This window comes from Serratia proteamaculans (assembly GCF_013337185.1).
Classification (GTDB): Bacteria; Pseudomonadota; Gammaproteobacteria; order Enterobacterales; family Enterobacteriaceae; genus Serratia; species Serratia proteamaculans_D.
Genome location: NZ_SWDE01000007.1, coordinates 84,502 through 109,248 on the forward strand (window position 1 = coordinate 84,502; position 24,747 = coordinate 109,248).

Below are 24,747 nucleotides of genomic sequence, written 5' to 3' on the forward strand. Positions count from 1 at the left end.
GCCGGGGAAAAGGAAAATATGACGTTTTTTTGATTTGGATATGACGAAATGATGGCGTTGCTATGACAAAGATATGAAATATCAGCGTGTTATGCTGTATGGCCCGCTGTAATATTTTCTTACTATGGCGTTGTCGGCGCCATGGCTTTACAATCTGCCGCCGTAAAGTTGCCGGTTACCGGCGGCGATTCGGCGTAATATGGCGGCCTTTTGTCGCGATTGTGGTTTTTATAGAGAGGCGCAGGTGGAACAGTTTGATGTCGTGGTGATAGGTGCGGGCGCAGCGGGCATGTTTTGCGCGGCGCAGGCAGGGCAACTCGGTCGCCGGGTACTGCTGCTCGACAACGGCAAAAAACCGGGCCGAAAAATCCTGATGTCTGGCGGCGGACGCTGTAACTTTACCAATATGTACACCGAACCGGCGGCTTACCTGTCGAATAACCCGCATTTTTGTAAATCGGCACTGGCGCGCTACACCCAGTGGGATTTTATCGATCTGATTAACCGCCACGGCATTGCCTACCACGAGAAAACGCTCGGGCAGCTGTTCTGCGACGACTCGGCGCAGCAGGTGGTCGAACTGCTGGTTAAAGAGTGTGAGCTGGGTCAGGTGACGACACGCCTGCGTAGCGAAGTGCTGGCGGTGGAAAAAACGGAAGAAGGGTTTGAGCTGGCGCTGAATGGCGAGAAAGTAAGCGCTCGCTCACTTGTGGTGGCCAGTGGAGGGCTGTCGATGCCGGGTTTGGGCGCGACGCCGTTCGGCTATAAGCTGGCGGAGCAGTTTGGCCTGAAAGTATTGCCGACGCGCGCCGCGCTGGTGCCCTTCACGCTGCATAAACCGCTGCTGGAACACCTGCAAACCCTGTCTGGCGTCTCTGTGCCGGCGGTGATCACTGCCGAAAACGGCGTCAGCTTCCGCGAAAGCCTGCTTTTCACCCACCGTGGCCTGTCCGGCCCGGCGGTATTGCAGCTTTCCAGCTACTGGCAACCTGGGGAGTTTGTAAGCGTTAACTTACTTCCTGCGCTTGACCTGGCGGGCTTCCTCAACGAACAACGTCAGGCGCACCCGAATCAAAGCCTGAAAAACACCCTGGCATTGCACCTGCCGAAACGCCTGGTGGAGTGCCTGCAGACCTTAGGGCAATTACCGGAAGTCACGCTGAAGCAACTGAACCCGACGCAGCAGGCTGCGCTGGTAGAAACCTTGCAGAATTGGCGCGTGCAACCCAACGGCACCGAAGGCTACCGCACGGCGGAAGTGACGCTTGGTGGTGTAGACACCAAAGAGCTGTCTTCCAAGACCATGGAGGCCGCCAGGGTGCCGGGCCTGTACTTTATCGGCGAAGTGGTGGATGTGACAGGGTGGCTGGGGGGCTATAACTTCCAGTGGGCCTGGAGCTCGGCCTGGGCCTGTGCTCAGGCTTTGGCTGTTCAGGGGCAGTAAAGCCTGGCGAGTGGCAATATAGATTGCGCTTGTGCGACTCGATAGAATTACCGCCCAACACTAACCCGCATGGCCGAAGGCGTCAGGCCAAAATAACGGCGAAATTGGGTGCTGAATTGCCCTGGTGAACTAAAGCCGCACTGCAGGGCAATGGCGGTCAGCGTAAGCGGTGTTTGGGTCACTTGCTGGCGGGCGCGTTCCAGGCGGCGCGAGAGCACGTATTGGTACGGCGGCAGGCCAAAATGTTGGCGAAAGGCGCGCGAGAAATGATAAATGCTCAGGTCGGCAATATTCGCCAGCGCCTGTAAGGTAATATTCTCACCCAAATTGTCTTCTATATAACTGGCCAGTCGTTCGCATAGCGGCCGGGAAAGAGTTTCACGGTGTAACTCGGCTGGAATTGCTGCTTGCTGATAACGCGCCGTCTCTGCCAACATCGCTATCATCAATGAAGTGGCATGTAATTCGCTATCGCTTTGCTGCAGGCCAAGACAGAGTTGTTTGAGCAGCGGGTTGCGCAGATTTGCCCCGGGTTCAATCACCAACCCCGCCTTACCTCCTGGCATTGACTCAATCAACTGCGGCGAAATTGAAATGGCGGTATAGCTTAATGTGCCTTCGGCATAACTCATGGCGTCAAAATCGCATCCTGACGGAATGATATCGGCGACCTGGCCGATAACCCGGTTTGCCGACGTACGTTTTTGGTCAAACCAGACATCACCGTTGATGGTGGCACTGCCATCCTCAGAATGATAACCATCATAGATGATCAGAGTATGGGCTGGACGAACCAGACGGGCCTCATGAGGACCAGTGACGCGTACGCGATCGACCCGGCCATAATCCCAGCAACGTGAAGAACGCTGTAATTCTTTTTCATCGGTATAGACTAATCCGTCAGATTCCATTGTTAACCTTCTTTCTTAATGAAAGTAAATTCCATGTTATTTATTTTATTAACTAATGATTCCTGTTGAGATGATATTCATCAATAAAAAAACTGTTAGTTTTCATTTCTTGCTTTTCATAATGACTGTTTTATTTGTTTGTGTGAATTACATTATGTAATTTCATCTTTAACCAGCAGTATGTTTACAGCGTTTTTTTAAACTATAGCTTTGCTGCTGTGGAAGTGGTCCTATTTGTCGGAGTTTTCTTGTGGCGCAGGATAATGCCCAGGGGACTTGACCGAACTCAGTTCTCAATGATAGAGGAAATGAATTATGCATCATGACGATTTAAAGCATGCCGGCGAATTAATGAAAAAGATGTTGGATAACTTCGCCAATGATCCAGAAAAAATCATCGATCTGTTTGCTGACGATGCCGTGGTCGAGTTTCCTTTCGCTCCGGGTGAAGCCTACGGGTTCCCTAAAAAAGTTGTCGGTAAAGCGGCTATTCTTAAGTATGCGCAAAGCTTGAAGTTGTCGCTGCGTGACTACAAAATCAATCCTCTGAATGAGTGGGGCCGTTACTCATTGAGCCATTCAAAAATGTATCTTTTTGAATATACAGGGGATGCATTCACCGTACCGGCGAATAAACCTTATCATCAGGATATACATGCATTTGTTGAGGTATCACACGGGAAAATCACTCTCTTCCGTGAGTATTGGGATGCATTTTATGCATTGATGGTATTTGGCGCCATAACAGTTAAGTCGGCCTGAGCATTCCATAAGATAATTTTTGTGCGCTATGAAATAAAATAGCGCGCAATTTAAACACCGGCAGCTCAATAACATTATTATGCTGAAGCCGGTTGTAACGTGGCCACTAAAAAATCCATCAGGCTGCGCAGTGCCAATGACTTATGGCGTTGATGCGGGTAGACCATAATAAAGGGCCGCGTAGTACCGCCATATTCGGTCAGGACCTCCACCAGTTCGCCGCTCGCCAGTAGGTCCGCCACGGTAAAGCGGTAAGTCTGAAAGACGCCCATGCCATGTTTTGCCAGCGTTAACCCACCCAAAAAATCCCCATTGCAGCTCACGTTGCCGCGCGTGGTGACATCTATCGATTTGTTATTGTGCTTAAGCGTCCAGGGGGCGCTTTTGCCGGTGCTGGGCAACTCAAACTGAATGCAGTTATGTTGCGCCAGATCTTCCGGCTGCGCGGGTTCACCGGCTCGTGCCAGATAAGCGGGCGAGGCGACCACCACCAGTTCGGCATCTTCCAGCTTGCGGGCTATCAGGTTCGAGTCGGCAGGGTGATAACCGCGGATCGCCAGGTCATAGCCGCCATCGGTGAGGTCGACATTATAGTTGTTGAGGTTCAGAGCCAATTGGATTTTAGGATAGAGTTGGCTGAAGGCGGCCAACACCGGCAACAGGCGAAAGTGGGCGTAGGGGGTAGGAATGCTGATGCGCAGCAGCCCAGCGGGCTCCAACTGCTGCCCCTGTATTTGCCGCTCTGCATTGTCGATTAAGGCTATCGCCTCACGGCATTGCTCGGCATAGCTCTTACCCGCATCCGTCAGGTGAATATGGCGAGTGGAACGGACAAATAGCCTGACACCCAAACGATCTTCCAGCCGGGCTATCGAACGGCTAACTGCGGCCGGCGTAATGCCCGACGACACCGCCGCGGCTGAAAAACTGCCCACCTCGGCGACCAGACAAAATAGCTCCAGCGTGCCCAATTGAAGATCGTCAAATTTTCTCTGCAATTTGTTCCTCCATGTAATAAGCCCTGTGTTCGTCACCTTATTTATCATTGTGCAAGGGGGAAGTACAGTAGCTTTCTCACGAGCAGCACTGGATATATAAGGAGATAACTGATGACTATTTTGGGTTATGAAACTGGCGAGATCCTTGCCAAAGCAGCAATGACGTCCGATTTTGAATTAGTTGGTGATATTCCGAATCAGGTGCTGGTCGATCAAATGGAAATAGAACGACGCAGCATGGATATTCGTCCTGGCATGAACCGTAAATATTCACCGCTGGGTTTTCATGCGGCTACGGGCACGCAAATTAATGGTGGTCGCTATTTATTTGATACCTGGGAAAATGTTAGCGATTACTCACATTTTACCGGCGAAGAGCTAGAGTTTGAGCCAGGGGTTAAATTCTGGGATCGCGAAATTTTTGGCCCGGTGGATCGCCACATTTGGAAGGTGATCGGCGCCCACGACTTTACCCCGCTGGCGACCACTCACCATGTGAACCGCTTTGAGCGCTGGACATTCAATGGCGATAACCCAGAGCAGTTGCTGACCCGCATCTGGCCAACTTTGCGTAAACAGGCCGAAAAGAATGGGCTGGCGGCGGTGTGGTTAATGTACCAGCCGGATGAGAAACAAATCGCCATCCTGAGCGTCACCTGCAAGGTGGATGGTGACCAACCGAGTGATGTTGCAACCCGTTCAATCGATCGTCTGGCGCTAATGCCATCGGCCGAGCCGCTACTGCCAGTAGATCTTAACGTACAGAAAGTTTTTGATCGCACCACGCCAATTCTGACGATGTGGTTACCGCTGTCGCGGCATTTGCATGGCGAGCCTTCGGCTTACCCAATGTCACCTCCTTTCTGCCAACCGCAGGTTGCACCGCAACGGGTGTGAGAGGCTTTTCTATCAATGGAATATATCAGCCGCTTTGTTGTGGGCGGCTGATGAATACAGTTTTCAACTTTAAGAGATCCTGTTTACCCCCAGCAAGGTAACCCTGATTTGGTTCTGTTTAATAAGTAAGGAAATAATATGTTCACTAAAAAAACCGTATTGATCACCGGTGCATCCTCAGGGTTGGGGAAAGCGATGGCCGAGCACTTTTTGGCCAAGGGCGCCAATATTGTTATTAACGGCCTGACGGCGTCTAAATTAGATAAATTTCTCGCAGAGCACCTTGCCGATAAAGATCGCATTGCAATGGTTGCCGGCGATATCGGCCTGAAAGCCACCAGTGAAAATATGGCACGGGCGGCCATGGAGAGATTCGGCAGCATGGATGTGCTGATCAATAACGCCGGTATCTTTGTGCCCAAGCCTTTCCTCGATGAAACCGAAGAGAATTTGGATCGCTATTACGCCAGTGGCGTAAAAGGTACTTTCTTCGCGTCGCAGGCGGTGATCCCGACCATGATCAAGCAGGGCGGTGGTTCGATTATCAATATCGGCTCAATGTGGGTAGAACACCCGCTGGAAGCGACGCCAAGCTCTGCTTCTCAGGTGGCAAAAGGGGGCATGCATACCCTGACCCGTCATCTGGCAATCGAATTTGCCAAAGACAATATCCGGGTTAACACCATCGCACCGGGCGTGATCGAAACCCCGCTGTACGATGACCTGATGGATAAAGAGGCGTTCCGCACGCTGGCTAATCTGCATCCACTGCGCAAATTGGGCAAAATATCCGACATTGTCGCCTGGGCGGATATGCTGGCCGGCGAAGGCAGTCGCTTTGTGACCGGGCAAACCCTGTTTATCGACGGTGGCATCACCGCAGGTAATCATGTGATTTGAGTACGCTGAGTTTTCAGAAGGCAAATAACGATATGGCCATGTCTACACTGACAATGGCCATATCGGCGTGGGCCAGGCGGCTCGGCCGATAGTTCTTGCTGCTGTTTCAACCGTTTTTCTTGAAAGCCGCACCGGATAAAAACATAGTCACCGCATTGCTGACCATTTCCCTGATGCGCGACAGACTGACCGGCTGCAATTCGCGCTGGAACACCCGCATATCAATCTCCGCCGTGAGCAATGAGAGGAACTGTGTCGCCTTGAGATGAGGGTCGGCCAGCCGTAGTTCCTGACGATCCATGGCGGCAGACATCAACACCGACAGTTTTTCTACGCTTTCGCGTGGCCCTGCCTCATAGAACAGCGTACCAATGTCTGAATGCCCGGACTCGGCAACCACCATGCGATACACCGCCATCGCGCTGTTATCGTTGGTTAATATCAACAGCATCTGTTCGCCGAAACGCGTCAGCGTTTGTTCCAGCGTTTCCTTGGCCTGTTTTTCATTGTTCAACGCGGCGGCGGCTTCTGACAAATGCTGGGTGGCGTGTTGGCGAACCACGGCGGTAAATAACTCTTCCTTGGCGGGAAAATAGCCATAAAGTGTCGCTTTTGAGCCGCCGACGCGCTTCGCCAGTTCGTTCATCGACGCCCGTTCATAACCCATTTCCTGAAATAACTTTGCTGCCTCTTCCACAATGGCATCGCGGCGCTGGTTGGTCCGTACTTTCATCATCTCTCCTGTCAGAAAACCGAGAAATCGCGCAAGAAAAGACATCTTCTTGACAAGCGAAGAATATCAATGCAAAACTCAACTGTACAGTTTTGTTTTGGCGGTTATATGTACGCACCCATCGGTGGAATGCGCCAGCTGCAACTCTGTACAGACCCTTTTGGTCGCATATTCGGGCGTACGCAGCGGGCAAATACCGTCGCTGAAACAGCACGTTCTGACCGATATTGATGGCGTTATCTTCTACAGGATCACCTAAATGTTCTCATACCTCAAGGTTTCTCGCCCGGCAATGCTGACACTGGCCATTGCATTGGTGGGGTGCGCCGGGACCCCACCGGCACGCTACGCCAGTATTGACTCGTCAGCTCAATTAAAGCCTAACACTGACGATCAATCGGACCGTATTCCTTACCGTTACTCCAGCCCGGTGGATTGGAAAAAATACTCCAGCATCATCATTGAACCGGTGGCCGTTTATCAGGGCGCGGACAACCAGTTTGGCGAGATGTCGCCGGAAGACCGCAAAGCGCTGGCGGACTACATGCACAGCAAGTTCAGTGAAGCATTGCGTCCCCGTTTTCGTGAAGTGAGTGCCCCGGCCCCTGACGCCATCCGCTTGAAACTGACGCTGACCGGGGCAGAGACCACCACGCCAGTTGTCGGTACCTTCACCAAGTTTGACCTGGCGGGCGGGCCTTACAACATCGTGCAGTCCATCCGTGGCAAGGAAGGGATGCTCAACGGCTCGGTAAATTATGCCGTCGAAATTTATGACGCTTCAAACCAGCGCCTGCTCAACGCCTACATCGCGAAACAATACCCGAACGCCATGAATGTCGGCGCGAGTATTGGGTCATTGAGCGCCGCCGAGGTAGGGATCGATAAAGCGGCCGACGAACTGGCAGAGATCCTGAAATAAAGATCGCGTTGTTGAGAAAAAGTCAGTCAACACCAGGGAAAACAGGCGAGTAGATATCGCCTGGTATTAAAAAATGAAACAGACAACCGACGGCAGATGCCGGTTGTCTGCTTTCAACATCTTGCCAGGAGTTTTATTCCCATTAACGTGATGAAAACTTTCCCTCATTGGGTGATTTGTCGGCACTGCGACAGCCTATACCGGTACCGGCCATTGACTGCGGGGCAACAGGCTCGCTGCACGCGTTGTTGCTGTAGGCTTTACCGAACTGAGCAGGTTAATACCGAGCGAATGTTGGCGTTGGCACTGACTGCCGCCGTGGTCTTTGTCGTAGCGAATGTTTGCCCGGTGATCGGCGTCAGTTTCCATGCGGTGCAGAATGTGGCCACAGTCTGGCAGGCGGCCATCGCTTTGGGTCATGGCGCTATGCTGCCGTTGGCGGTATGCCTGGTGTTTTTATTGATAGTGGCCCCCTTGCTGCAAATTGTGCTGTTCGGCTGGGTGGTGATGTTTGCTCATATGGGGCGCTGTGCTCCGGGTTTTATCGGCGCCATCAGGTTGCTGAAAGGGCTACGCCCCTGGAGCATGGTGGAGGTCGGCATGCTGGGTTTTTTGGTCGCGGCGATCAAACTGTCCGGTTTTTTGCAGGTGGCTACCGGCCCCGGTTGCTGGGCAATGGCGGGACTAATGCTGCTGATTGTCATCATCGGCAGCCAGGATCTTCAACCCTTGTGGCGGCTGATGCCGATAGCACCTGATACGGGGGCGGCGGATCATGAATAGGCCACTCTATGCGCGGCAAATGAATGTAGTGGGTTGCCCGACTTGCGGACTAGTGTGCCGTAGCCTGCCCCGTTGCCCGCGTTGCAGCACCCGGCTGCATTACCGATTGCCCAATACTCTGGCGCGCTCATGGGCTTTGCTGATCGCTGCCATCCTCTTTTATATCCCGGCAAACCTGCTGCCGGTGATGTACACCAGCCTGTTCGGCCACGGCAGCGAAAGCACCATTATGGCCGGAGTGATCGACTTCTGGCGTGGAGGTTCATACGGCATCGCCATGCTGATCTTTGTCGCCAGCGTGGTCATTCCCTGTATGAAGTTTTTGACTCTTGGCCTGCTGCTGATCGCCTCACACCGCCAAAGCACCTGGGCGATGCGTGAAAGGGCAAAGTTGTACCGGCTGACCGAGGGGATCGGTTACTGGTCAATGTTGGACGTAGTGGTGGTGGCGGTGGTAGCGGCATTAGTACAGTTCCAGGCGCTGAGTGAGGCCGAACCGCGTAGCGGTATTTTGTTTTTTGGCCTGGTGGTCATCTTGACCATGTTGTCCGCCATGGCTTATGACCCCCGCCTGATCTGGGAAGGTGACAATAATTGAACCCGATATATCAACAACCCGATGAACCAGAGATGACCCGTCGGCACCGGCTTTCGCTGATTTGGCTGGTACCGGTGCTTGCGCTGCTGATCGGCATCTCGATGCTGGTCCATGCCTGGCTCTCCTCTGGCCCGGAGGTCACCGTAACCTTTCAGACCGCCAGCGGCCTGGAACCGGGAAAAACGGCGGTGAAATATAAAGACGTGACGGTGGGCATAGTCAAAGACATCCGGCTGGGAGGCGACGGTTCTCAGGTGCTGGTTACTTTAAGCCTTAACAAAAGTGCCGAGGAGCTGGCCCGTGCAGACACCCGCTTTTGGGTGGTGCGCCCGCGTGTCGGTATCGAAGGGGTTACCGGCATAGATACCCTGTTATCAGGGGCTTATATCGGTGTCGACAAGGGGAGTTCACCCCACGCCGGCAGTGAGTTCACCGGGTTGGAATCCCCACCGGCGATCATCAACAACATGCCCGGTTCGCGCTTTGTGGTGCAGACCGATGATTTGGGCTCACTGGATATCGGCTCACCGGTCTATTACCGGCGGGTGCAGGTAGGGCGGATTGCCTCTTATCAATTGAATGAGAATGGCAAGAGCGTCAGCCTGCAGATTTTTATCGATGCCCCTTACGATCGCCTGGTGACGCCGAATTCACGTTTCTGGAACGCCAGTGGGTTGGATCTTTCCGTCGGTGCCAACGGTTTTCGCCTTAGAACGCAAACGGTCGCCGCCATTATGGCGGGAGGGATCGCCTTTGTGACACCTGAAACCAACGCAGAGGCTCCCTCCGCCGCTACGGCGGGCGAGTATCTACTGGCAAAAGATCAAGAATCCGCGCTGGCTGCGCCTGATGGCCCGCCCATCCTGTTCAAACTGCGCTTTGAACGTTCATTGCATGGTTTGGAAGTGGGGGCGGCGGTTGAGTTTTCCAGTATTAAAATCGGTCGGGTGGTCTCGGTCGATCTGGATTACAGCCCCAAGGGATACCGTTTTCCTTCCGTGGTCGGCATCGAGGTTTATCCCAACCGGCTGGGTAACGTCCTGAGCAAATTGCCCAAGCCGACCCAGGGGCTGGAGCAGGAGACGGCGATGTTTACCCGCGATCTGGTTGAGCACGGCTTGCGTGCGCAGGCTACGCCGAGCAATTTGCTCACAGGACAGCTCTATATCTCGTTGGACTTTATGCCTAATGCGACAAAGGTCCCCTTTGATATCCACGCTCGCCCGCTGATTTTGCCGACGATCAACGGGGGTTTCGATCGGTTGCAGGAGCAGATCGCCAGCATCGTCAGCAAGGTCGATAAAATGCCGCTTGAGTCGATAGCGCAGAACCTGAACGCCACGCTGGCCGGGGTGGATAAAACCCTCAAACAGGTCAATGGTCAGACATTACCTGCGGCGAACCAACTCCTCAGGCAGATGAACCAAACGGCCCAGACCGCGCAGGATTTGCTGGCGGAAGACTCACCGTTGTTGCTGACGTTTAGCCAGTCCTTGCAGGAAGCGCTGCGCGCCATGCGTGCGGTACGTAACCTGGCTGACCAGCTTGATCGCCACCCCGAGTCGCTGCTGCAAGGGCGCTCAGAGGATCCTCCTTTGCCCAACGAAGGCAGCCATTATTCTTTACAGCCAGGTACGAAAAAATGATCTCATTGCCACGGTTTTGTTTGCTAACGCTGATGGTTTCACTGTCCGCCTGTTCCTCGCCGTCAGTGCGTTATCACACGCTGGTGGCGCCGGTTGCTGAGTTGCCAACGCCGGCACAACCGGCACCCTTTCTGATTGCTGTTTTACCGGTCGGCATCCCGTCACAGATTGATGTGCCGCAACTGGTAGTGCGTGAGGGAGAGAGCGGCGCCCGGGTAATGGATAATGAACGTTGGTTAAGTCCACTCGGGGATGAAATTCGTACGGCGCTTTCCGCCGCCTTGATGCAGCGCCTCGGCACACAGGACGTTGTCGGGCTGGCCAAAACCGAGGAAATTCCGACGATCAGAATACAGCTTCAGGTACGACGTTTTGATACCTGGCCTGGGCGCGCGGTTGAATTCGAAGGGGGTTGGAGCCTGAGCTCACAGGGCAAGCGACTGGTGTGCAGCACCCGTCTGACGCAGGCAAGCAGCCCAGGCTACACCGCCATGTTACAGGCTCAACAACAGATTATCGCCAGCCTGGCGACTCAGATTGCGGCCACCGCGCGGCAGTGGTCAGTTGATGACAAGGGCCACTGTATACCTTGAGGGTAGGATAAGTCTGCAAGTCAGGCCGACGCTGATATTTTCTTGACGGTTGAATTAAAATAATGCAAAACTAAACCGTACGGTACTGTTATGGTTCGGTACATTCACCTAAACAGATGTCATTGGAGAGGTTATGAAAAAGCTGGTTTTGCTGGGCTGCGGTATTGCTTCGGTATTTTTACTGAGCGGTTGTTTATCCATCGGTTGGTAAGGGCTTTGAATCAGACGGTGGCCGGCAGCATTCCCACGAGAATGCGGGGCCACCGCTTTTAACTTTATTTATCGTTGATACCTGGGGAAATAATATGAAGAAGATGATCGTAGTGGGATGTTGTATTGCCTCGGCATTTTTATTAAGCGGCTGCATTTCTCTTGGCAAGCAGAGCCACCATAGTCGTTCGCATTATGATAGTTCACAATATGAAAAAAACACGACGTCTCAAGACGAACGTGCCCGAGGGAGGGATTATCGGAGATAATTGATCATGATGGGTATGCCGCTCCTGAGCGGTATTAATTAACCTGATAGTCAACTTCCGTAGGGCGTAATTATGAACGCTGCGCTTCCTGAGTTGAATTCTCTGATCGCCACCTTTGCTGAGCAGCCGTTCCAGGCCAACAGCGACGACAATCTTATTCGAGCGGCCAAGGCCGCACAACAGTTACTGCCGTTCATGCAGCAAGCCGGCATCGCTGAAACCGAGCTCGGTATTGCCGCGTTTATCGCCAATTTACTGCATTTGCAGCACTACCTGTATCTCAATAATCAGAGCGCACATACGATTGACCAGGTTGTTCAATTGGCATTCCTGCACTTTGACATAGATACGCGGCAACAGTAGATCGGAACCATGTCCAAGGCTGCCGGGTAGTCTAAGCTGATTTTTTAGGGTTAACATGACTTCAGATTAATGCGGTCACGGCCTTCCCCGGCAGTGGCCGCATGCGTTATATACCTAATATTTATTATTTACGATTAAGACGAATCGGTAAGAGAAGAACAGTTTTAACAACGTCGATCCCTTGTTTTATCACCGCGCTGATTACTCATTATTTAATTATTAATAATTTATATGTATTTGGACGTGGCGTTGAAAATCTGTGATCTCCATGTTTTTATTTTATTGGTATCGGCTTGATTTTGAGTGTTCTGCGGGTTAACAATAAATTTTATAAAAATCCGCAAAGAGGGGATAGTATGGCAAGTCGAAAATCCTGGATGCCGTCAGCCGTAGGCGCTTGTTCCTTTAATATGTGGATTGTCAATCAATCATCATTGCAGATTGCCCAGTTTTGTGGGGATGTCTTTGATATCATTGTCGCGATTCTTTCTTTTGTTGGGTTTTATACCTTGTCGATGAATGTATTTGCTTTGTACTTTTGGCATAAGGGGGAAGAGTTTAAGTAACAGTTATCAATTACCGTTTCTTTTTAATATAACTCGCAAAAGGAGAGGGGCATGGAAAGCCGAAAGTCCTGTAGGCCGTTAGCTGCGGCTGCCAGTTTTTTTAATCTATGGTTAATCAATAAATCATCATTGCAGATTGTCCAGCCTTGTGGGCAGCTGATAGACGTTATCGTCGCAGTTCTTTCTTTTGTCGGGTTTTATACCCTGTGGATGAGTATCTTCGCTTTATACTATTGGTGTAATGATAAAGAGTTTAAATAAAAGCCATCACTTACCGCTTCGTTTTCGTTTTAATTTTTTACCCACCTTCAACGCCGGAGGCGATGTTTTGCCTCCGCGCAGCCTGAGTTGAGTGGCCAAGGCTTGATGTCCCGCAGCAGGGGATTCAGCTGTCGGTTGGTTCGGGCAACGACACCAACAAGACATCGGTTTTAGCATTGTTAATCAGATGCCTGGACGTCGGCATCAGCCGGCTCAAAAAGTTATGTCGATGTCCGCAGATCAGCAGCTCAATATGCTTGTCGAACAGGATTTTCTCGATTTCCCGGTTAAAGTCGCCGACCACCTCCAGCGCTTCAACAATCGGTGACGTGTCATAGCCACCATCACTCAGGAATTGCTTTAGCAGGCTAACGTCATCGTTAATCACCCGGGTTTGAAAATTATCCAGGTGGTTGATCACCACGCCGGAATAAAGCTCGCCGACGTCAACGCCAACATGCACCACATACAATTTTGCCTGGGTGGCACTGCTGAGAGAAAGGGCACGGTCCAGCAGTTTCTTGTTGTTGTCTTTTAAATCCAATGCCACCAGTATATTTTTATAAAGCATATGACTCTCCTTTTCTATTATGACCTTCTTGATAATAGAGTCTACGCAGAAGGGATTTAAATCAAACCTGAATAACCGGTTAGGATAACTACTTTTTTATATTAACGTGGTCGTTGAATTTATTGGTTAACAATGTTTATTATCAATCGTCGAAAGCAAAGTCATCGAGAAGCGTAACATCAAAGGAGGTGAATATCAGTTAATCCTAGGTAGCTGCGTTAAGTATGCAATTTGTGAATCCAATTTTCTGGTTTTGGGGGGGCGATTATTTCCGGCTTTTGCCCCCTCATTTTTTTAACGTGAAAAGTTAATTATTAACATGATGCCAACAACATACTGACGAGGAATAAAGATGAAAGATGTGCTGGATAAATGCAGTGATAAAGGGTGCTCCATTGATATCGGCTCGGTGCTGGACAACGAGAGTTGCACGGTGACCGTCACCAACCGTTTTGATACTTATGAGCAGGCCATGGCGCACTTTGAGGAGATGGAGATCAGTGCCAACAATGTGGCATCTGAAAGGTACCCTTGCCATTTGTCTCATACCGTCAAGATTTTGAATAAAAAGTATATTGCCAGGATCGACATGACGTTCTCCTGCCAGGCAGAGGCGATTATCTTTGAGTTGGAGATGCAACATCGTATCCACGGCTAACCCCTCCCGTTTAATTTTTTAGGTCTGAAATCATGAAAGATATGACAATAGCGATCGTCATTTGTGAGAGAGAGCTGACTCGTTTTATTCAGGGGCGAATTTGTGACATCAATCAGGGGACGGAAACCCCTCGTTTGGCGGTGGCTTTTATCCAGAAATACGGCAGAGGTATGGCCGATGCGTTGTCTTCGGTCTATGGCACGGCGGTCGCGGGTGAAAGTATTATTAAAATAACCGAAGGGAAGCTAAGCCTGATAGATCCAGACTGGAGTGAACATAATAGAGACAGATTTCGTGCACGCCCAGCCGATCTAAAGTTAACTCCTCCTTAAATTATAAATAAAATACCAGGAAGGATAATGCAATGGATTATGCTGTTGCTGGCTATCTTATTTGAGGTGATGGGAACCATTTTCATTAAATACGCGCAGGTCTATCAGTGCAATAAACTTCACCTTATTACATTAATAGCGATATGCATTTCCTATTTTTTCTTTGCTAAAGCAATCAGGACCATTCCTCTGGGCATTGCTTATGCGCTATGGGAAGGCATTGGCATTCTGCTGATCGTTTCTTTGAGTTATCTGCTGTTTCATGAGTCGGTATCGCCCCTCAAGCTATTGGGTTTTTTATTCATTATCTGCGGTATTGCCTGTTTAAAATTTGGGGTAGTCAAACCTCCCGTGAGCCGTTAAGCCTTGTGCGTCGACAGCAGGATACTGGTCTCGGTGCCGGCGATGCCGGCAATGCGCCGGATGCGGCCCAAAATTTTATCGAAGCTCTCCAGGCTGTCGGTGCGGATCTCCACCAGAATGTCCCACTTGCCGTTAGTGGTGTGCAGGGTGAAGACCGAAGGTTCGCCACGCAGTTGCTGCAACACGCTGGGTGCCTTGGTGCCTTCTACCGCCACACACATCCAGGCACGGATGCGGTTATGCTCCACGCCCGGTTTGATGCGGATGGTATAGCCGGTAATGATCCCTTGTGCCTCCAGCGCCTCAATTCTTTTTTGCACCGTAGCGCGCGAAACCCGCACCTTGTTGGCGATCTCGGTGATGGAGGCACGGGCGTTTTCGCGCAGCAGCGCGAGGATCTGGCGATCGGTATCATTCATGTTTGCAATATGTCACTGAGTTGTGGCGATTTGTAAAAATATAGAGCAATTTAATCGTTTTTCATACTGACTGGTTTCAAATTGATTATCCATAATGGTGTCGCGCCAGCCCCTGGCTAATCCTGAACCCGGTGATAAATAACATGCAAACCACCCAATCCGTTTTTATGATCAGGCCGTCTGGCTTTACCGCTAATCCGGAAACCCGGCACAGCAATTTTTTCCAGAAAATCACCGAGAAACATGAGGATCACACGGCTGGGGCCGTCATTGCCTTTAACGGCTACGTCGATGCATTACGGCAGGCCGGTGTCGACGTCAGGGTGATGGATGAGATTGAAGGGCAGGAAACGCCGGACGCATTATTTCCCAATAACTGGATTGCCCTGTTGGCGGACGGCACCCTGTTCACCTTTCCGATGGAAGCCGTCAACCGACGACGGGAACGCCGCCAGGACATTATCGCGCAGCTCGCCAATGACTTTGTGGTTGAACGATGTGTCGATCTTTCAGCCCACGAACTGGCCGGGCGCTTTCTGGAAGGCACCGGCTCGCTGATCCTGGATCATCAACACCGGCTGGCTTACTGTTGCCAGTCGTCCCGCAGTTCGCCGCAGGTCGGCGACGAATTTGAGCGCCATTCGGGTTATCAGATTGTCTGGTTTGACGCCGCGGATGCTAATAATCAGCCGATCTATCATACCAATGTGATGATGAGTGTCGGAGTGCGATACGCCATAATTTGCCTTGAAAGTATCTGCAACGAGGCGCAAAAAAGCGTGTTGATCGCCACGCTGGAACGCAGCGGAAAAACCATTATTGACGTCAGTTTTGCTCAGATGCAGGCATTCGCCTGCAACGTATTGGAACTGCGAGCCGGGGACGGCAGCCCGGTCTATGCCATGTCGACCCGCGCCTGGGCCAGTTTCACCCCGCAACAGCAGGCGTTGATTGGCGGCTATGCCCGGCTGGCGCTAGGATCGATCGACATTATTGAAGATCTTGGCGGTGGTGGCGCACGCTGCATGCTGGCGGAGATCTTCCTGCAAAAGAAACCGCGGTCAGCTTAACCCCATCTGATTTAACAGCATTTTGTTCAGCTCGGTGCTTTTGTGCACGTTCAGTTTGCGCATCGCCGAGCGCTTATGGGCGCTGATGGTCTTCTGGCTGCGGTGCAGCATACCGGCGATGGTGCAGGCGGACATGCCGGTGCTCATCAGTCTCAGCACCTTCTTCTCACAACTGCTCAGGGCGGCGATGCGACATTGCCGACATTTCCAGATACCGCTGGCATGCAGCGCCACCCAAGGTTGTTGGCAAAACTGTTCCAGCGCCATCTGCAATTTGTTGCGGACCGTAGCGGTGGCGTCACGGCGGTTAATGCTGAACAGCGCCGGATGGGCGTGCGAATAACGGGTGTCCCGGTCATCAAGGATCAGCACGGTCATTTGCCGGTGACGAGGTGTCTGGTGCGGGCTTTGATAGCAACGTGCGCAGCCGCAAGCCTCTTCCAGAGTACGAAACACGATTTCGATTGGCTCCAGATTTTGCAGATCGACCGAATATCTGCGGCTGCTGGTATTCAGGTCATACAGATATTCTTCCAGCAGTCGCCGTAAGCCGAATTGATAAAAGTTATCGCTGCCCAGTAGGCTGAACTGAATATTAAGCATGATTACTCCTCAAAACGCATATCGTGCGGGAACAGTCGACGAGCCTGATGTTGCAGTTCGGCGGCCCGCTGGGGCTGTTGCAGTAGGCGGCTGACCGCCACCAGATTGATGTAGATATTGGCGTCCGGCCGCACGCGGATTTCGTTTTCTGCCCATTGCCGGTAATTCAGCAGCGTGGCGGCATCGCGGGTTTGCGGATATTGCAGCAGTCGCTGTAATTGAACGTCGTAGTCATAACGTACCTGCCAGGGCGTCGGCGTTATCACCCGGCTCATGGGGCCAAACTGCCGCAGGCCGCTCTTCTCTACTGCGGTAACGATCAGCGCACTGTGCAGGCCGTTGAGCAGATAGGGCAGGATCAGTAAGGCTGCGGCACCGGTGAGCAGACGCAGTGTCTGCTGTGCCTGGAGAGGCAACCGCCAACGGCGGCGTACGTCGCCCGCGCGCAAGATTGCCAGCAGCAGCACGGCGTGGGCGGCGGAAAGATAAAGCGGGTACTCCACCATCATGTGCAACAGGATCGGCAGCGCCGCCATCCAGGGAGCAGGGCGCAGTGGCAGGGCGCGAGTACGTTGCAGTAAACGCCATAATCCCCAACCGACCATGGCAATGCCGCTCAGGCTCAGCAGGCCGCCTTCGATGCCCCACAGCAAAATTTCGTTGTGCGGGTGGCTGATGGCGACGCTTTCCATTCCGCTGCTATGGGTGGTGTAGAAATGGTGCAGGAAAGCGTGCTGAAAATGACCGTAACCCCAGCCAAGCCACGGACGTTCGGCGATCATGCGCAACGCTTCTTGCCAGTAAGCCAACCGGTAGAAAATCGGCTCTGCCACTGTGACCGCCCGCGTCGCACCGTTGATCAGTATCAGCAGTAATCCGGCGGCTACCCCGGTCAGCAGCAGCAACAGGGAGAGGGCGGCGCGGCGGCGATTAAGACGGTACAGCATCCACAGTTGCAGCGGTGACAGCAGCAGAGCAGCCAGCAGCCCGACGCGGGAGGCAATAACCACCAGCAACAGCGGTGCCAGCACCAACATGGTGGTGCTCAACCCTTGCAGGGCGCGCGACAAGGGACGACGGCTACTGAGCAAATACAGCGTCAGCGCCAGACCGGTAGCCATAAAGCTGGCCATCAGGTTCCACTGTTGGAAGATGCCGTAAGGGCGGTTTTTCAGGCTGTTATAGCCGATCCAGTTACCCGGTTGCAGCAGGCTGTATTGCACCAGGCCGAACAGGGCCTCGATCACCGTTGCCGCCAGTAACAGAGTCAGCAGCCTGCGCCGCCCTTGGCGGCTGAGCGGGATCTGCAGCAGTGCGAAGTAGCCCATGATGCCCAGTGCCAGACCCATCAGGCGCGGTAGGGCTTCGCTTAGCCAGGGCTGTTGCGTCCACAGCAGCGGCAAAAATAAAATCAGGCCACCCAGCACCAGTAGGTTAAAAAAGCCGGAGACCGCCAGCGGCGGTCGGCAAAATAGCAGGGTGCCGAGGATAGTCAGGGCGATAAATATCCCACCGACCAGATTCCACGGCAGATAAAAACCGCTGCCACCGCGATTGGGCCAGTATATATGCATGGCAATCAGGCAATAAAACGCCGCCAGCCCGAATAACCAGGCTGTTTTGGGTTTGGATATCATCACTTCTTCCTGCTGACGCCGGGCTTATTGATAGGCCAGTACGAAATTGGCCACCGAGCTGAACTCGCCCTCGGTAATGGTTTTATTCTGTATCGCGCTGGGGTGGCCCTGTACATAGGCGGTAAAGTTCAGAATATTGGCGCCGTCCTGCAATGCCACCGCGCTGGTGGCCTGGTTCAAATCAATATCCGCCCCCTGGTGATCAAACAGGGCGATAGCGGCGCCGTTGGTGCCGTTATTAATCGCCAGCTTGCCCGGCAGTTCGCTGTCTTCGGTGCCGCTGAAGGTGACGTTGACGGATTTGAATACCGACGTTTTACAGTCGGTCAGCTTGATATTGAACGGCACCGGGTTGCTATGCCCATAGCGGTACAGGGTTTTGACGATCACCGTGTCCATTTCCACCACCTGATCGGCCGATTGCGGCTCGATATTGCACGGCCGGCTCACCACGGTGCCGTGGAACTGCAGCGGAGAACCGACCAACTCGGTATCCGCCAGGGCCGGCAATGTTGTAAACCAAAAGGGCGTGCAACTGAGCATCGCTAAAGCGTGTAAACGCATCGTCTGTTTCTCCCTGAATTACTCGAAGGCCGCCACAATGGTGGCCGAGGCGTTAAACTCCCCTTCCGCGATTTCTTTGCCGCCGTTGGCCAAGGGTGCAGCAACCAGGTTCCAACTGCCGCCGTTACCGATATTTGGCACCGGGTAAAACTCATTCGGGATAACCAGTTGGCCGTTATGTTTGATCTCGATGCCGAGATCGGTTTTATCGGTTTTAAATGCGTTATTGGTGAAGGGCGCTGGGGTACCGGAGACCGCCAGTTTGATATTCAGCGTGCCGTCCTCAAAGCTGCCGCCTTCACACTGGAAACGCACCGGAATGCTTTGCGGATAACTGGTGCCGTTCAGGTTACTGCCGCTGATTTCGCCAAACTCAACGTTGATCAACTGCCCTTCGTTCACCACGCATTTATCGGGTACATAGAGGATGGCGGACTGAATAAATACCTGCGCCATAGGGTTGGGGCCGAAACCGCCATCGGTCGACCCTAAGCGGCCATACATCTCGATGATCTGTCGGTCATTAATTTGTACGCCGTTGATGATTTTTTTGCGCACCCGAAAGGTGACCCTACCTTTGGAGCCGCTTTCGTAGTTATTAATCTGCACATAGGGCGGTTTGCATGAGTGATTGGTGTATTCGTTGGAGACGTTGTAAAAAGGCACGGTGACATAGGCCTTTTTTTGACCCGCGATCCAAACTTCGGCTTTTAAATCCAGGTAATCATTCAGTTGTAAAAAACCGTTACCGAAGTCGGAAGCGGGTAACGCCGAATCCGATTTATAAAAGTGCGGGCTGCGTTCTATCGGCGTATCACAATAGGCCTTACCGGTATATTGGCCGCCTAGTGCATAGAGAAACTCTTTGGTGAAACCGACCTTATTGGTAATGTTGGTTTCATTCAGATCGATATAAAACTGTTTTGGGCCGCCGTCCGGCGTTACGTAACCGTTGGCCCAGACGGCAGGGGCTGACAGCACTAACGCCAGCGGCAGGCAGTGGCTCAGGTAGGTTTTTTTCATAGCGTTTGTGAACCTCACAGGTAAATCACCTGAATATGTGCCACACCGGAAAAACCGGCTGCCATTACCGCCCGCTGCGTGGATTCCACGCTGGCGCTGAACCACAGCGTATTGCTGCCGGGCTGCAGAATGTAGGGGCGACTTTGCTGGTTGAGTGCCAGCGCACGGCCTTGCTGATCCTTGAGCCGCAGGCCGATGCCCTGTACGCCGCCGTTAAGTTTTAGCAGCTCCGGGTTGTTGATATCGCTGTCGCCGAGAAACACCAGCGTGGCAGCCTGTTCACCCTGTAAATAAAGCTGCCCGGCATCACCGTTGCGTTGCCCTGCCGGGTTATCCGCCAGCGCTTTGGCACCCAGCAGGCAGTTGCGGAAAGAGAGGCGAAAGCGCACCGGCGTGCTCTGATCGCCGGCATTCTGGAAGTCACGCGCGTTAACGTCACCCAGATCAATCGATTGATCCTGGCTGTCCGGCGTCAGGCTGCAGGGGGAACTGAGCAGGCCGCCATGAAAGCTGACGGTGCCGGTGGTGCCTTGGATCACGCCCAGTGGCGTCGCCGCCGCGGCGCTGCCGGTGAACAGCAACGCGCCGAGCAGCAGGGGCCGCAGGCGGCCGCCGGTGAATTCAGCCATGCGCTATCTCCTTATTTTTTGCTATCGGGCACGGCGTTGCAGACGCTGCCGTTGCAGGCGAAGCGCAGCTCCGGATGGCCGCCGTAATCATTGATATAGCTGATGACAAAGCCGTTGAGGCCAGAGTCACTCAGCTTGAGAGTTTCGCTGGATTTTGGCTTGAGCATCACCGGCTGGAAGCCACTCAGTGCGCCGCCGCCCTGTTTCTGCGTCTGACGGGTCATACCGGTCAGGGTGATATAAAAAGGCGTGGGGTTTTCAACGGTGAAACCGCCGGCACTTTTGTGAAACACCAGCTTCTCCTGCCACACTTCGCCTTTCGGCGCGACGATGGCCTTCGGGCGATAAAACAGTTTGATCTGGGTTTGCAGCGCCAACTGCATCACATTGGTTTTGCTGCTTTTCGGCGGGATCTCGCGCAGGTTGAAATAGAACACCGATTCACGATCCTGCGGCAGGCGATCGGCCTCCGGCGTCTTGGTGATGCGCACCACGCTGCGTTCGCTGGCCTCAACCCGTTGCAATGGCGGCAACACCACCAGTGGTGTGGTGACTTTCTGGTGCTGCTCGTTTTCCAGCCAGGACTGCGCCAGGAATGGCAGTTCCTTGTTTTCATTGACGATATTCAGGCTTATCGATTTCGCGTCGCTGAGGTAAACGGCACGGGTGCGATCCAGCGATATCGCCGCGTTGGCGACCGGGGCTGCTGCGGCCAATGCCAGGCCCAGCGCGGCCATTTTTGCTAACGGGAAGTTGTTCATCATCTTCAATTCTCTGCGTTACGGATTACAGTTTGGCGCACGGCAGCAATAGCTGATCCAGCGGCTTGGCGGCGCCCGGTATGACAATGCGGCACTGGCGCTGGCCTTCCCAGGCGACGTCCAGTTGCTCTTGCGGCTGCACGCCGGTCAGGTAGACCGAGCCGCCGTCATTCACTACGGCCACTTCACGGCCACGCTGGCTCAGTACCGTGGCACCGAATGGTGGCTCACTGCCGTCGGCCAGTTTGATGGTGGCCAGCAGCTTGCTGCCTTTCACCACCTCAAAGTGGCGGTAGCCAATGGCACCTTCGGTCAGCGTGCCCTGCACCACAGCACGGGTGGCCTCCACGTCGTCCGCTAACGTATTGACGTCGATGCGGGTGTCGGTGTTGTAGTAGCTGGTGATGTCGGAGATCACCGCCAGGCCGAAGCGGTTGCTGTAGGCGCGGCCGTTGTTGATTGGCACCCCGGCAATGCCGTCGGTATCGAGCATCATCCGGCTGCCGCCGTTGCTGGAGTTCTGGTGTGCGGCTATGCCGTGTCGGGTGGCGGTAATGCCACTGCGGAAGGTACCGCCGATCGACGAATAGCTGTCCTGTTGATAAGAGGCGCTGGCGTTGAGCGAGCCAAACGAAGCGTTATGGCTGTAGTAACCCCGGGCCAGTGATTTTCCTGACTGGTTAAAGCCACCGCTCACCTGCCAGGTGTTGTTCGGATCGGTGTAGTCGTTGTAGGACGCCATCTGCGTTACGTCGCTGTTGCTGGTTTGCAGCGAGTAACCCACCCGACGGCGATCGCCAATCGGCACGCTGAAGTTCACCATCACGCTGTCGTCGGTGCGGCCGTGATAAGTGGTGCGATAGGCCGACAGCGAGGCGGTGATGTTGCTGACATTGCCGACGTTGAACAGTTTGCTGGCAGACAACCCGTAACGATCCTGCGCCCTGGCATCCCAATAGGTTTGGTGCGAATAGGTCAGGTAAGCGGTGATCGCCTTGGCGCTGTCTTCCGCCATAAAGGTTTTGCTGGCGGTAATGGTGTACAGCTCTTTTTGGCGTCCGTCGTAGCGCTCGTCGTAATCGTTGTAGCGTTCCTGCAGATACTGCGACATGTTCATGAATTTGCGCTGTGAGAAGCGGTAGCCGGCAAAGGTGATCTGGCTGTTCATCTCATCAAAGCGCTTGGCGTAGTTGACCTTGAACGACAACCCACTGGCGGTTGGCTCATTGGGCAAGCGAGCGATAGACTGCGTCACGTCCACCGACATGGCGCCAAACACGTTCAGGTCACGACCCAGACCGAGTGCCCAGGCGTTGTAATCGCCGCCAAGCAAAGCACCGCCGTACAGCGACCAGGCGCTGGTTAATCCCCAGGAGAAATCACTGGCGGAGAACAGCGGCCCTTGGGTACGGTGATCGTAAGCCGAGGGCTTGCCCACGGCGACGTTGTAGCGGACATAACCGGGGCGCGTCAGGTAAGGAATAGTGGCGGTGTCGACCTGGAAGGTCGATACGCTGCCATCCTGTTCTTCTACCTTCACATCCAGCCGACCGCGTACCGAACTGTTGAGATCCTGAATGGCAAAGGGACCGGCAGGCACGGTGGTTTCGTACAGCGTGCGGCCTTCTTGCGACACGGTTATCTTGGCGTTGCTTTTGGCAATGCCGCGTACTTCCGGCGCATAACCCTGCAGGTTTGGCGGCAGCATACGCTCGTCGCTGGCCAGGTTAAGGCCGGTGAAGCGGTAGGAGTCGAACACGCCCGAATCGAGGAAGATTTCGCCGAGGGTCAGCTTGGCGGCCTGCATCGGCAGTGCGCGATAGGCGTAAATCTGGTTCCAGTCGAAGTTGCTGTCACGCTGACCGGCCTGCTGATTGTAATTGGCCTGATAGTCGGCGCGCAGACGCCAGGCACCCAGGTTGGCGCCGACCGTCCCGTAGCTGCTGAGGTTTTCTGCGGTGTTGTTATTGTGGCTTTGCTTACCGACCTGGCCGCTGATGCTGTAGTCCAGCAACAAGCCAGGGATGCCGTCATCCCACTGTTCCGGTGGCGTCCAGTCCGGATCGGAATATTTCATCCAGGCCTGTGGAATGGTGATCGCCAGCACGCCTCCGCCGATGCGGTCGGAAATAGTCGCTCCTTTGATGCCACTGATATCGGCGCAGCTGTTGTCGTGCCACAGGGTGACTTTTTTGACCACTTCATCTTTCAGCGCCATTTTTTCTATCAGATCGGGCGGCAGACAGACACGGGAACGATCCTTTTGATCCGGCGACGGGTAATACTGGATGCTGCGCTGCGGCAGAGTTTTCTGGTTGATCTTGATATCCAGCAGATAGGCACCCGGCATGACGTAATCGGCGTCGGAAAAACGCGATAAATCCACTTTGCTGCGATCGCCAATATCTAATACGTCGGTATTAAATTCCGTGGCGGTAAAAGCCGAAGGCACCCAGAGGAAAGATAGAATGACGGTGAGGGGTATTTTTTTCCGTGTCAGTAATGACGTCATAGCATAATCACTCATGGCAAATCCGCGCCCAATAGCAGGTCATCCTGTACGACCTGAATACGTAATACGTGATGTCATTCAGTGCCCTGTGAAGGCACCCGCCTAACGAGGCGCTACAGATAAGACAGGGTGAATTTCGCCAGAGAGCTGAATCCACCGGCTCTGGCCCTGTCAGGGTGAATACGTAGCTGAGCGCTAAAGCGCAGCGTATTGTCGCCGGCGACAATCTGGTAATCCGCCGTGGTGCTGCCCAGAGGGATCGGGGTACCGGCAGCGGTCAGCAGCTCAATGGCCACGCCTTGTGCTTCGCCGTAAACGGCCAATAATTCGGGATCCCGGCTGTCAGCCGTGCCGTCGAAGGTGACGTTTGCTGCGCGGTAGATAAAGTCGGGTTTTACCTGGCTGGCCAATTCGCAATTCACCAGCTTGATCTCAAAATTACGGCGGCTGCCAATCAGTACCGGCTGCGTATCCAACGCGGCATCGGTCATGGATATCAGCCCGAAATCAACGGTCTGGTCCAGGCTTTCGCCGGCAATCCCACAGGGGGTTTCGACGATCTCGCCGCCGAGATTGAGCGTGCCGTGGCCCTGATTTTTTGCCGTCGCCTCGGCGCTGCAAACGCTGAGCGCGATAAGCACTACGCCCCAAATCCGCTTGGTCATGCTGGCTCTCCCTGTTGCCGTTGGTGCCGTTACCCAATATCCGTGCAGGTAAAGCGGGGATACCGCAGTGATATCCCCAGCGAG

29 protein-coding genes are annotated in these 24,747 nt (G+C 53.5%); 16 read left to right on the forward strand and 13 right to left on the reverse strand.

Annotated elements, in window-relative coordinates:
• The first annotated feature begins 244 nt into the window (after positions 1-244).
• Positions 245-1,444, forward strand: coding sequence for an NAD(P)/FAD-dependent oxidoreductase (locus tag FCL49_RS21505; protein WP_174355072.1), 1,200 nt, complete (start codon positions 245-247; stop codon positions 1,442-1,444).
• A 47-nt stretch (positions 1,445-1,491) separates the two neighbouring features.
• Here FCL49_RS21505 and FCL49_RS21510 read toward each other — a convergent pair whose 3' ends face one another.
• Positions 1,492-2,355, reverse strand: a complete 864-nt coding sequence (locus tag FCL49_RS21510) for a helix-turn-helix domain-containing protein (protein WP_174355073.1) — start codon at positions 2,353-2,355, stop codon at positions 1,492-1,494.
• A gap of 315 nt (positions 2,356-2,670) precedes the next feature.
• On the opposite strand from FCL49_RS21510, the gene FCL49_RS21515 reads away from it, so the two are divergent.
• Positions 2,671-3,117, forward strand: coding sequence for a nuclear transport factor 2 family protein (locus FCL49_RS21515; RefSeq protein WP_174355074.1), 447 nt, complete (start codon positions 2,671-2,673; stop codon positions 3,115-3,117).
• A gap of 77 nt (positions 3,118-3,194) precedes the next feature.
• Here the strand turns inward: FCL49_RS21515 and FCL49_RS21520 are convergent, their stop codons facing one another.
• Positions 3,195-4,115, reverse strand: coding sequence for a LysR family transcriptional regulator (locus FCL49_RS21520; protein ID WP_174355075.1), 921 nt, complete (start codon positions 4,113-4,115; stop codon positions 3,195-3,197).
• A gap of 111 nt (positions 4,116-4,226) precedes the next feature.
• Between FCL49_RS21520 and FCL49_RS21525 the strand changes: the two genes are divergently transcribed.
• Positions 4,227-5,012 carry a hypothetical protein gene (locus FCL49_RS21525; RefSeq protein ID WP_174355076.1) on the forward strand — a complete coding sequence of 262 codons (786 nt, stop codon included), beginning with the start codon at positions 4,227-4,229 and terminating at the stop codon, positions 5,010-5,012.
• Positions 5,013-5,150: 138 nt separating this feature from the next.
• Entirely contained in the window at positions 5,151-5,912 is a 762-nt protein-coding gene (locus FCL49_RS21530) for an SDR family NAD(P)-dependent oxidoreductase (protein WP_174355077.1), read from the forward strand.
• Positions 5,913-6,018: 106 nt separating this feature from the next.
• Here FCL49_RS21530 and FCL49_RS21535 read toward each other — a convergent pair whose 3' ends face one another.
• Entirely contained in the window at positions 6,019-6,645 is a 627-nt protein-coding gene (locus FCL49_RS21535; RefSeq protein ID WP_174355173.1) for a TetR/AcrR family transcriptional regulator, read from the reverse strand.
• Positions 6,646-6,904: 259 nt separating this feature from the next.
• Between FCL49_RS21535 and FCL49_RS21540 the strand changes: the two genes are divergently transcribed.
• From FCL49_RS21540 to FCL49_RS21575, 8 genes are all read left to right on the forward strand, one after another.
• Positions 6,905-7,567, forward strand: a complete 663-nt coding sequence (locus FCL49_RS21540) for a DUF3313 domain-containing protein (protein ID WP_174355078.1) — start codon at positions 6,905-6,907, stop codon at positions 7,565-7,567.
• 150 nt (positions 7,568-7,717) lie between these two features.
• Positions 7,718-8,350, forward strand: a complete 633-nt coding sequence (locus tag FCL49_RS21545; protein ID WP_174355079.1) for a paraquat-inducible protein A — start codon at positions 7,718-7,720, stop codon at positions 8,348-8,350.
• Positions 8,343-8,948, forward strand: coding sequence for a paraquat-inducible protein A (locus tag FCL49_RS21550; protein WP_174355080.1), 606 nt, complete (start codon positions 8,343-8,345; stop codon positions 8,946-8,948). Before FCL49_RS21545 ends, FCL49_RS21550 begins: the two co-directional genes overlap by 8 nt.
• Entirely contained in the window at positions 8,945-10,594 is a 1,650-nt protein-coding gene (locus FCL49_RS21555; RefSeq protein ID WP_254611128.1) for an intermembrane transport protein PqiB, read from the forward strand. The genes FCL49_RS21550 and FCL49_RS21555 overlap by 4 nt, the downstream gene beginning before the upstream one ends.
• Positions 10,591-11,187, forward strand: a complete 597-nt coding sequence (locus tag FCL49_RS21560; RefSeq protein WP_174355081.1) for a PqiC family protein — start codon at positions 10,591-10,593, stop codon at positions 11,185-11,187. Before FCL49_RS21555 ends, FCL49_RS21560 begins: the two co-directional genes overlap by 4 nt.
• A 551-nt stretch (positions 11,188-11,738) precedes the next feature.
• Positions 11,739-12,029, forward strand: coding sequence for a hypothetical protein (locus FCL49_RS21565; protein WP_174355082.1), 291 nt, complete (start codon positions 11,739-11,741; stop codon positions 12,027-12,029).
• A gap of 356 nt (positions 12,030-12,385) precedes the next feature.
• Positions 12,386-12,595, forward strand: coding sequence for a hypothetical protein (locus tag FCL49_RS21570; protein WP_174355083.1), 210 nt, complete (start codon positions 12,386-12,388; stop codon positions 12,593-12,595).
• A 51-nt stretch (positions 12,596-12,646) separates the two neighbouring features.
• The gene (locus FCL49_RS21575; protein WP_135318421.1) at positions 12,647-12,856 is read left to right on the forward strand and encodes a hypothetical protein; all 210 of its coding nucleotides are present in this window, start codon (positions 12,647-12,649) and stop codon (positions 12,854-12,856) included.
• A 124-nt stretch (positions 12,857-12,980) separates the two neighbouring features.
• On the opposite strand, the gene FCL49_RS21580 is transcribed toward FCL49_RS21575, so the two are convergent.
• Positions 12,981-13,427 (reverse strand): universal stress protein, encoded by a 447-nt coding sequence (locus FCL49_RS21580; protein ID WP_174355084.1) that lies wholly within the window; start codon positions 13,425-13,427, stop codon positions 12,981-12,983.
• A 352-nt stretch (positions 13,428-13,779) separates the two neighbouring features.
• Between FCL49_RS21580 and FCL49_RS21585 the strand changes: the two genes are divergently transcribed.
• From FCL49_RS21585 to FCL49_RS21595, 3 genes are read left to right on the forward strand one after another with little or no spacing between them, the layout of a single operon-like run.
• Positions 13,780-14,085 (forward strand): DUF406 family protein, encoded by a 306-nt coding sequence (locus tag FCL49_RS21585; RefSeq protein ID WP_174355085.1) that lies wholly within the window; start codon positions 13,780-13,782, stop codon positions 14,083-14,085.
• A gap of 32 nt (positions 14,086-14,117) precedes the next feature.
• Entirely contained in the window at positions 14,118-14,417 is a 300-nt protein-coding gene (locus FCL49_RS21590) for a hypothetical protein (protein WP_174355086.1), read from the forward strand.
• Positions 14,418-14,444: 27 nt separating this feature from the next.
• Positions 14,445-14,780 (forward strand): DMT family transporter, encoded by a 336-nt coding sequence (locus FCL49_RS21595; protein ID WP_174355087.1) that lies wholly within the window; start codon positions 14,445-14,447, stop codon positions 14,778-14,780.
• Here the strand turns inward: FCL49_RS21595 and FCL49_RS21600 are convergent.
• Positions 14,777-15,199 carry an Lrp/AsnC family transcriptional regulator gene (locus FCL49_RS21600; protein WP_174355088.1) on the reverse strand — a complete coding sequence of 141 codons (423 nt, stop codon included), beginning with the start codon at positions 15,197-15,199 and terminating at the stop codon, positions 14,777-14,779. The genes FCL49_RS21595 and FCL49_RS21600 overlap by 4 nt on opposite strands.
• A 143-nt stretch (positions 15,200-15,342) precedes the next feature.
• Between FCL49_RS21600 and ctlX the strand changes: the two genes are divergently transcribed.
• The gene (gene ctlX, locus FCL49_RS21605; protein ID WP_174355089.1) at positions 15,343-16,269 is read left to right on the forward strand and encodes a citrulline utilization hydrolase CtlX; all 927 of its coding nucleotides are present in this window, start codon (positions 15,343-15,345) and stop codon (positions 16,267-16,269) included.
• On the opposite strand, the gene FCL49_RS21610 is transcribed toward ctlX, so the two are convergent.
• The 8 genes from FCL49_RS21610 to FCL49_RS21645 form a co-directional block, all read right to left on the reverse strand.
• The gene (locus tag FCL49_RS21610; RefSeq protein WP_174355090.1) at positions 16,261-16,872 is read right to left on the reverse strand and encodes a response regulator transcription factor; all 612 of its coding nucleotides are present in this window, start codon (positions 16,870-16,872) and stop codon (positions 16,261-16,263) included. The two genes, ctlX and FCL49_RS21610, sit on opposite strands and share 9 nt — an antisense overlap.
• Before the next feature lie 2 nt (positions 16,873-16,874).
• Positions 16,875-18,509, reverse strand: coding sequence for a PglL family O-oligosaccharyltransferase (locus FCL49_RS21615; RefSeq protein WP_174355091.1), 1,635 nt, complete (start codon positions 18,507-18,509; stop codon positions 16,875-16,877).
• 24 nt (positions 18,510-18,533) lie between these two features.
• Positions 18,534-19,073, reverse strand: coding sequence for a fimbrial protein (locus tag FCL49_RS21620; RefSeq protein ID WP_174355092.1), 540 nt, complete (start codon positions 19,071-19,073; stop codon positions 18,534-18,536).
• An 18-nt stretch (positions 19,074-19,091) separates the two neighbouring features.
• The gene (locus FCL49_RS21625) at positions 19,092-20,096 is read right to left on the reverse strand and encodes a fimbrial protein (protein ID WP_174355093.1); all 1,005 of its coding nucleotides are present in this window, start codon (positions 20,094-20,096) and stop codon (positions 19,092-19,094) included.
• Between the two features lie 14 nt (positions 20,097-20,110).
• Positions 20,111-20,725, reverse strand: coding sequence for a fimbrial protein (locus tag FCL49_RS21630; protein ID WP_174355094.1), 615 nt, complete (start codon positions 20,723-20,725; stop codon positions 20,111-20,113).
• Between the two features lie 11 nt (positions 20,726-20,736).
• Positions 20,737-21,489 (reverse strand): fimbrial biogenesis chaperone, encoded by a 753-nt coding sequence (locus FCL49_RS21635; RefSeq protein WP_438827236.1) that lies wholly within the window; start codon positions 21,487-21,489, stop codon positions 20,737-20,739.
• Positions 21,490-21,511: 22 nt separating this feature from the next.
• Positions 21,512-24,013, reverse strand: coding sequence for a fimbria/pilus outer membrane usher protein (locus FCL49_RS21640; RefSeq protein ID WP_174355095.1), 2,502 nt, complete (start codon positions 24,011-24,013; stop codon positions 21,512-21,514).
• A 98-nt stretch (positions 24,014-24,111) separates the two neighbouring features.
• On the reverse strand, positions 24,112-24,663 hold the full coding sequence (locus tag FCL49_RS21645) for a fimbrial protein (RefSeq protein WP_174355096.1): 552 nt from the start codon (positions 24,661-24,663) through the stop codon (positions 24,112-24,114).
• Between the last annotated feature and the right edge of the window lie 84 nt (positions 24,664-24,747).

Excerpts from the sequence above, each read along its gene's own strand:
- FCL49_RS21510 (WP_174355073.1), bottom strand. The coding sequence starts at position 2,355 with ATGGAATCTGACGGATTAGTCTATACCGATGAAAAAGAATTACAGCGT.
- FCL49_RS21515 (WP_174355074.1), top strand. The coding sequence starts at position 2,671 with ATGCATCATGACGATTTAAAGCATGCCGGCGAATTAATGAAAAAGATG.
- FCL49_RS21525 (WP_174355076.1), top strand. The coding sequence starts at position 4,227 with ATGACTATTTTGGGTTATGAAACTGGCGAGATCCTTGCCAAAGCAGCA.
- FCL49_RS21530 (WP_174355077.1), top strand. The coding sequence starts at position 5,151 with ATGTTCACTAAAAAAACCGTATTGATCACCGGTGCATCCTCAGGGTTG.
- FCL49_RS21535 (WP_174355173.1), bottom strand. The coding sequence starts at position 6,645 with ATGAAAGTACGGACCAACCAGCGCCGCGATGCCATTGTGGAAGAGGCA.
- FCL49_RS21540 (WP_174355078.1), top strand. The coding sequence starts at position 6,905 with ATGTTCTCATACCTCAAGGTTTCTCGCCCGGCAATGCTGACACTGGCC.
- FCL49_RS21545 (WP_174355079.1), top strand. The coding sequence starts at position 7,718 with ATGAAAACTTTCCCTCATTGGGTGATTTGTCGGCACTGCGACAGCCTA.
- FCL49_RS21550 (WP_174355080.1), top strand. The coding sequence starts at position 8,343 with ATGAATAGGCCACTCTATGCGCGGCAAATGAATGTAGTGGGTTGCCCG.
- FCL49_RS21560 (WP_174355081.1), top strand. The coding sequence starts at position 10,591 with ATGATCTCATTGCCACGGTTTTGTTTGCTAACGCTGATGGTTTCACTG.
- FCL49_RS21565 (WP_174355082.1), top strand. The coding sequence starts at position 11,739 with ATGAACGCTGCGCTTCCTGAGTTGAATTCTCTGATCGCCACCTTTGCT.
- FCL49_RS21570 (WP_174355083.1), top strand. The coding sequence starts at position 12,386 with ATGGCAAGTCGAAAATCCTGGATGCCGTCAGCCGTAGGCGCTTGTTCC.
- FCL49_RS21575 (WP_135318421.1), top strand. The coding sequence starts at position 12,647 with ATGGAAAGCCGAAAGTCCTGTAGGCCGTTAGCTGCGGCTGCCAGTTTT.
- FCL49_RS21580 (WP_174355084.1), bottom strand. The coding sequence starts at position 13,427 with ATGCTTTATAAAAATATACTGGTGGCATTGGATTTAAAAGACAACAAC.
- FCL49_RS21585 (WP_174355085.1), top strand. The coding sequence starts at position 13,780 with ATGAAAGATGTGCTGGATAAATGCAGTGATAAAGGGTGCTCCATTGAT.
- FCL49_RS21590 (WP_174355086.1), top strand. The coding sequence starts at position 14,118 with ATGAAAGATATGACAATAGCGATCGTCATTTGTGAGAGAGAGCTGACT.
- FCL49_RS21595 (WP_174355087.1), top strand. The coding sequence starts at position 14,445 with ATGCAATGGATTATGCTGTTGCTGGCTATCTTATTTGAGGTGATGGGA.
- FCL49_RS21600 (WP_174355088.1), bottom strand. The coding sequence starts at position 15,199 with ATGAATGATACCGATCGCCAGATCCTCGCGCTGCTGCGCGAAAACGCC.
- ctlX (WP_174355089.1), top strand. The coding sequence starts at position 15,343 with ATGCAAACCACCCAATCCGTTTTTATGATCAGGCCGTCTGGCTTTACC.
- FCL49_RS21610 (WP_174355090.1), bottom strand. The coding sequence starts at position 16,872 with ATGCTTAATATTCAGTTCAGCCTACTGGGCAGCGATAACTTTTATCAA.
- FCL49_RS21615 (WP_174355091.1), bottom strand. The coding sequence starts at position 18,509 with ATGATATCCAAACCCAAAACAGCCTGGTTATTCGGGCTGGCGGCGTTT.
- FCL49_RS21620 (WP_174355092.1), bottom strand. The coding sequence starts at position 19,073 with ATGCGTTTACACGCTTTAGCGATGCTCAGTTGCACGCCCTTTTGGTTT.
- FCL49_RS21625 (WP_174355093.1), bottom strand. The coding sequence starts at position 20,096 with ATGAAAAAAACCTACCTGAGCCACTGCCTGCCGCTGGCGTTAGTGCTG.
- FCL49_RS21630 (WP_174355094.1), bottom strand. The coding sequence starts at position 20,725 with ATGGCTGAATTCACCGGCGGCCGCCTGCGGCCCCTGCTGCTCGGCGCG.
- FCL49_RS21635 (WP_438827236.1), bottom strand. The coding sequence starts at position 21,489 with ATGATGAACAACTTCCCGTTAGCAAAAATGGCCGCGCTGGGCCTGGCA.
- FCL49_RS21640 (WP_174355095.1), bottom strand. The coding sequence starts at position 24,013 with ATGAGTGATTATGCTATGACGTCATTACTGACACGGAAAAAAATACCC.
- FCL49_RS21645 (WP_174355096.1), bottom strand. The coding sequence starts at position 24,663 with ATGACCAAGCGGATTTGGGGCGTAGTGCTTATCGCGCTCAGCGTTTGC.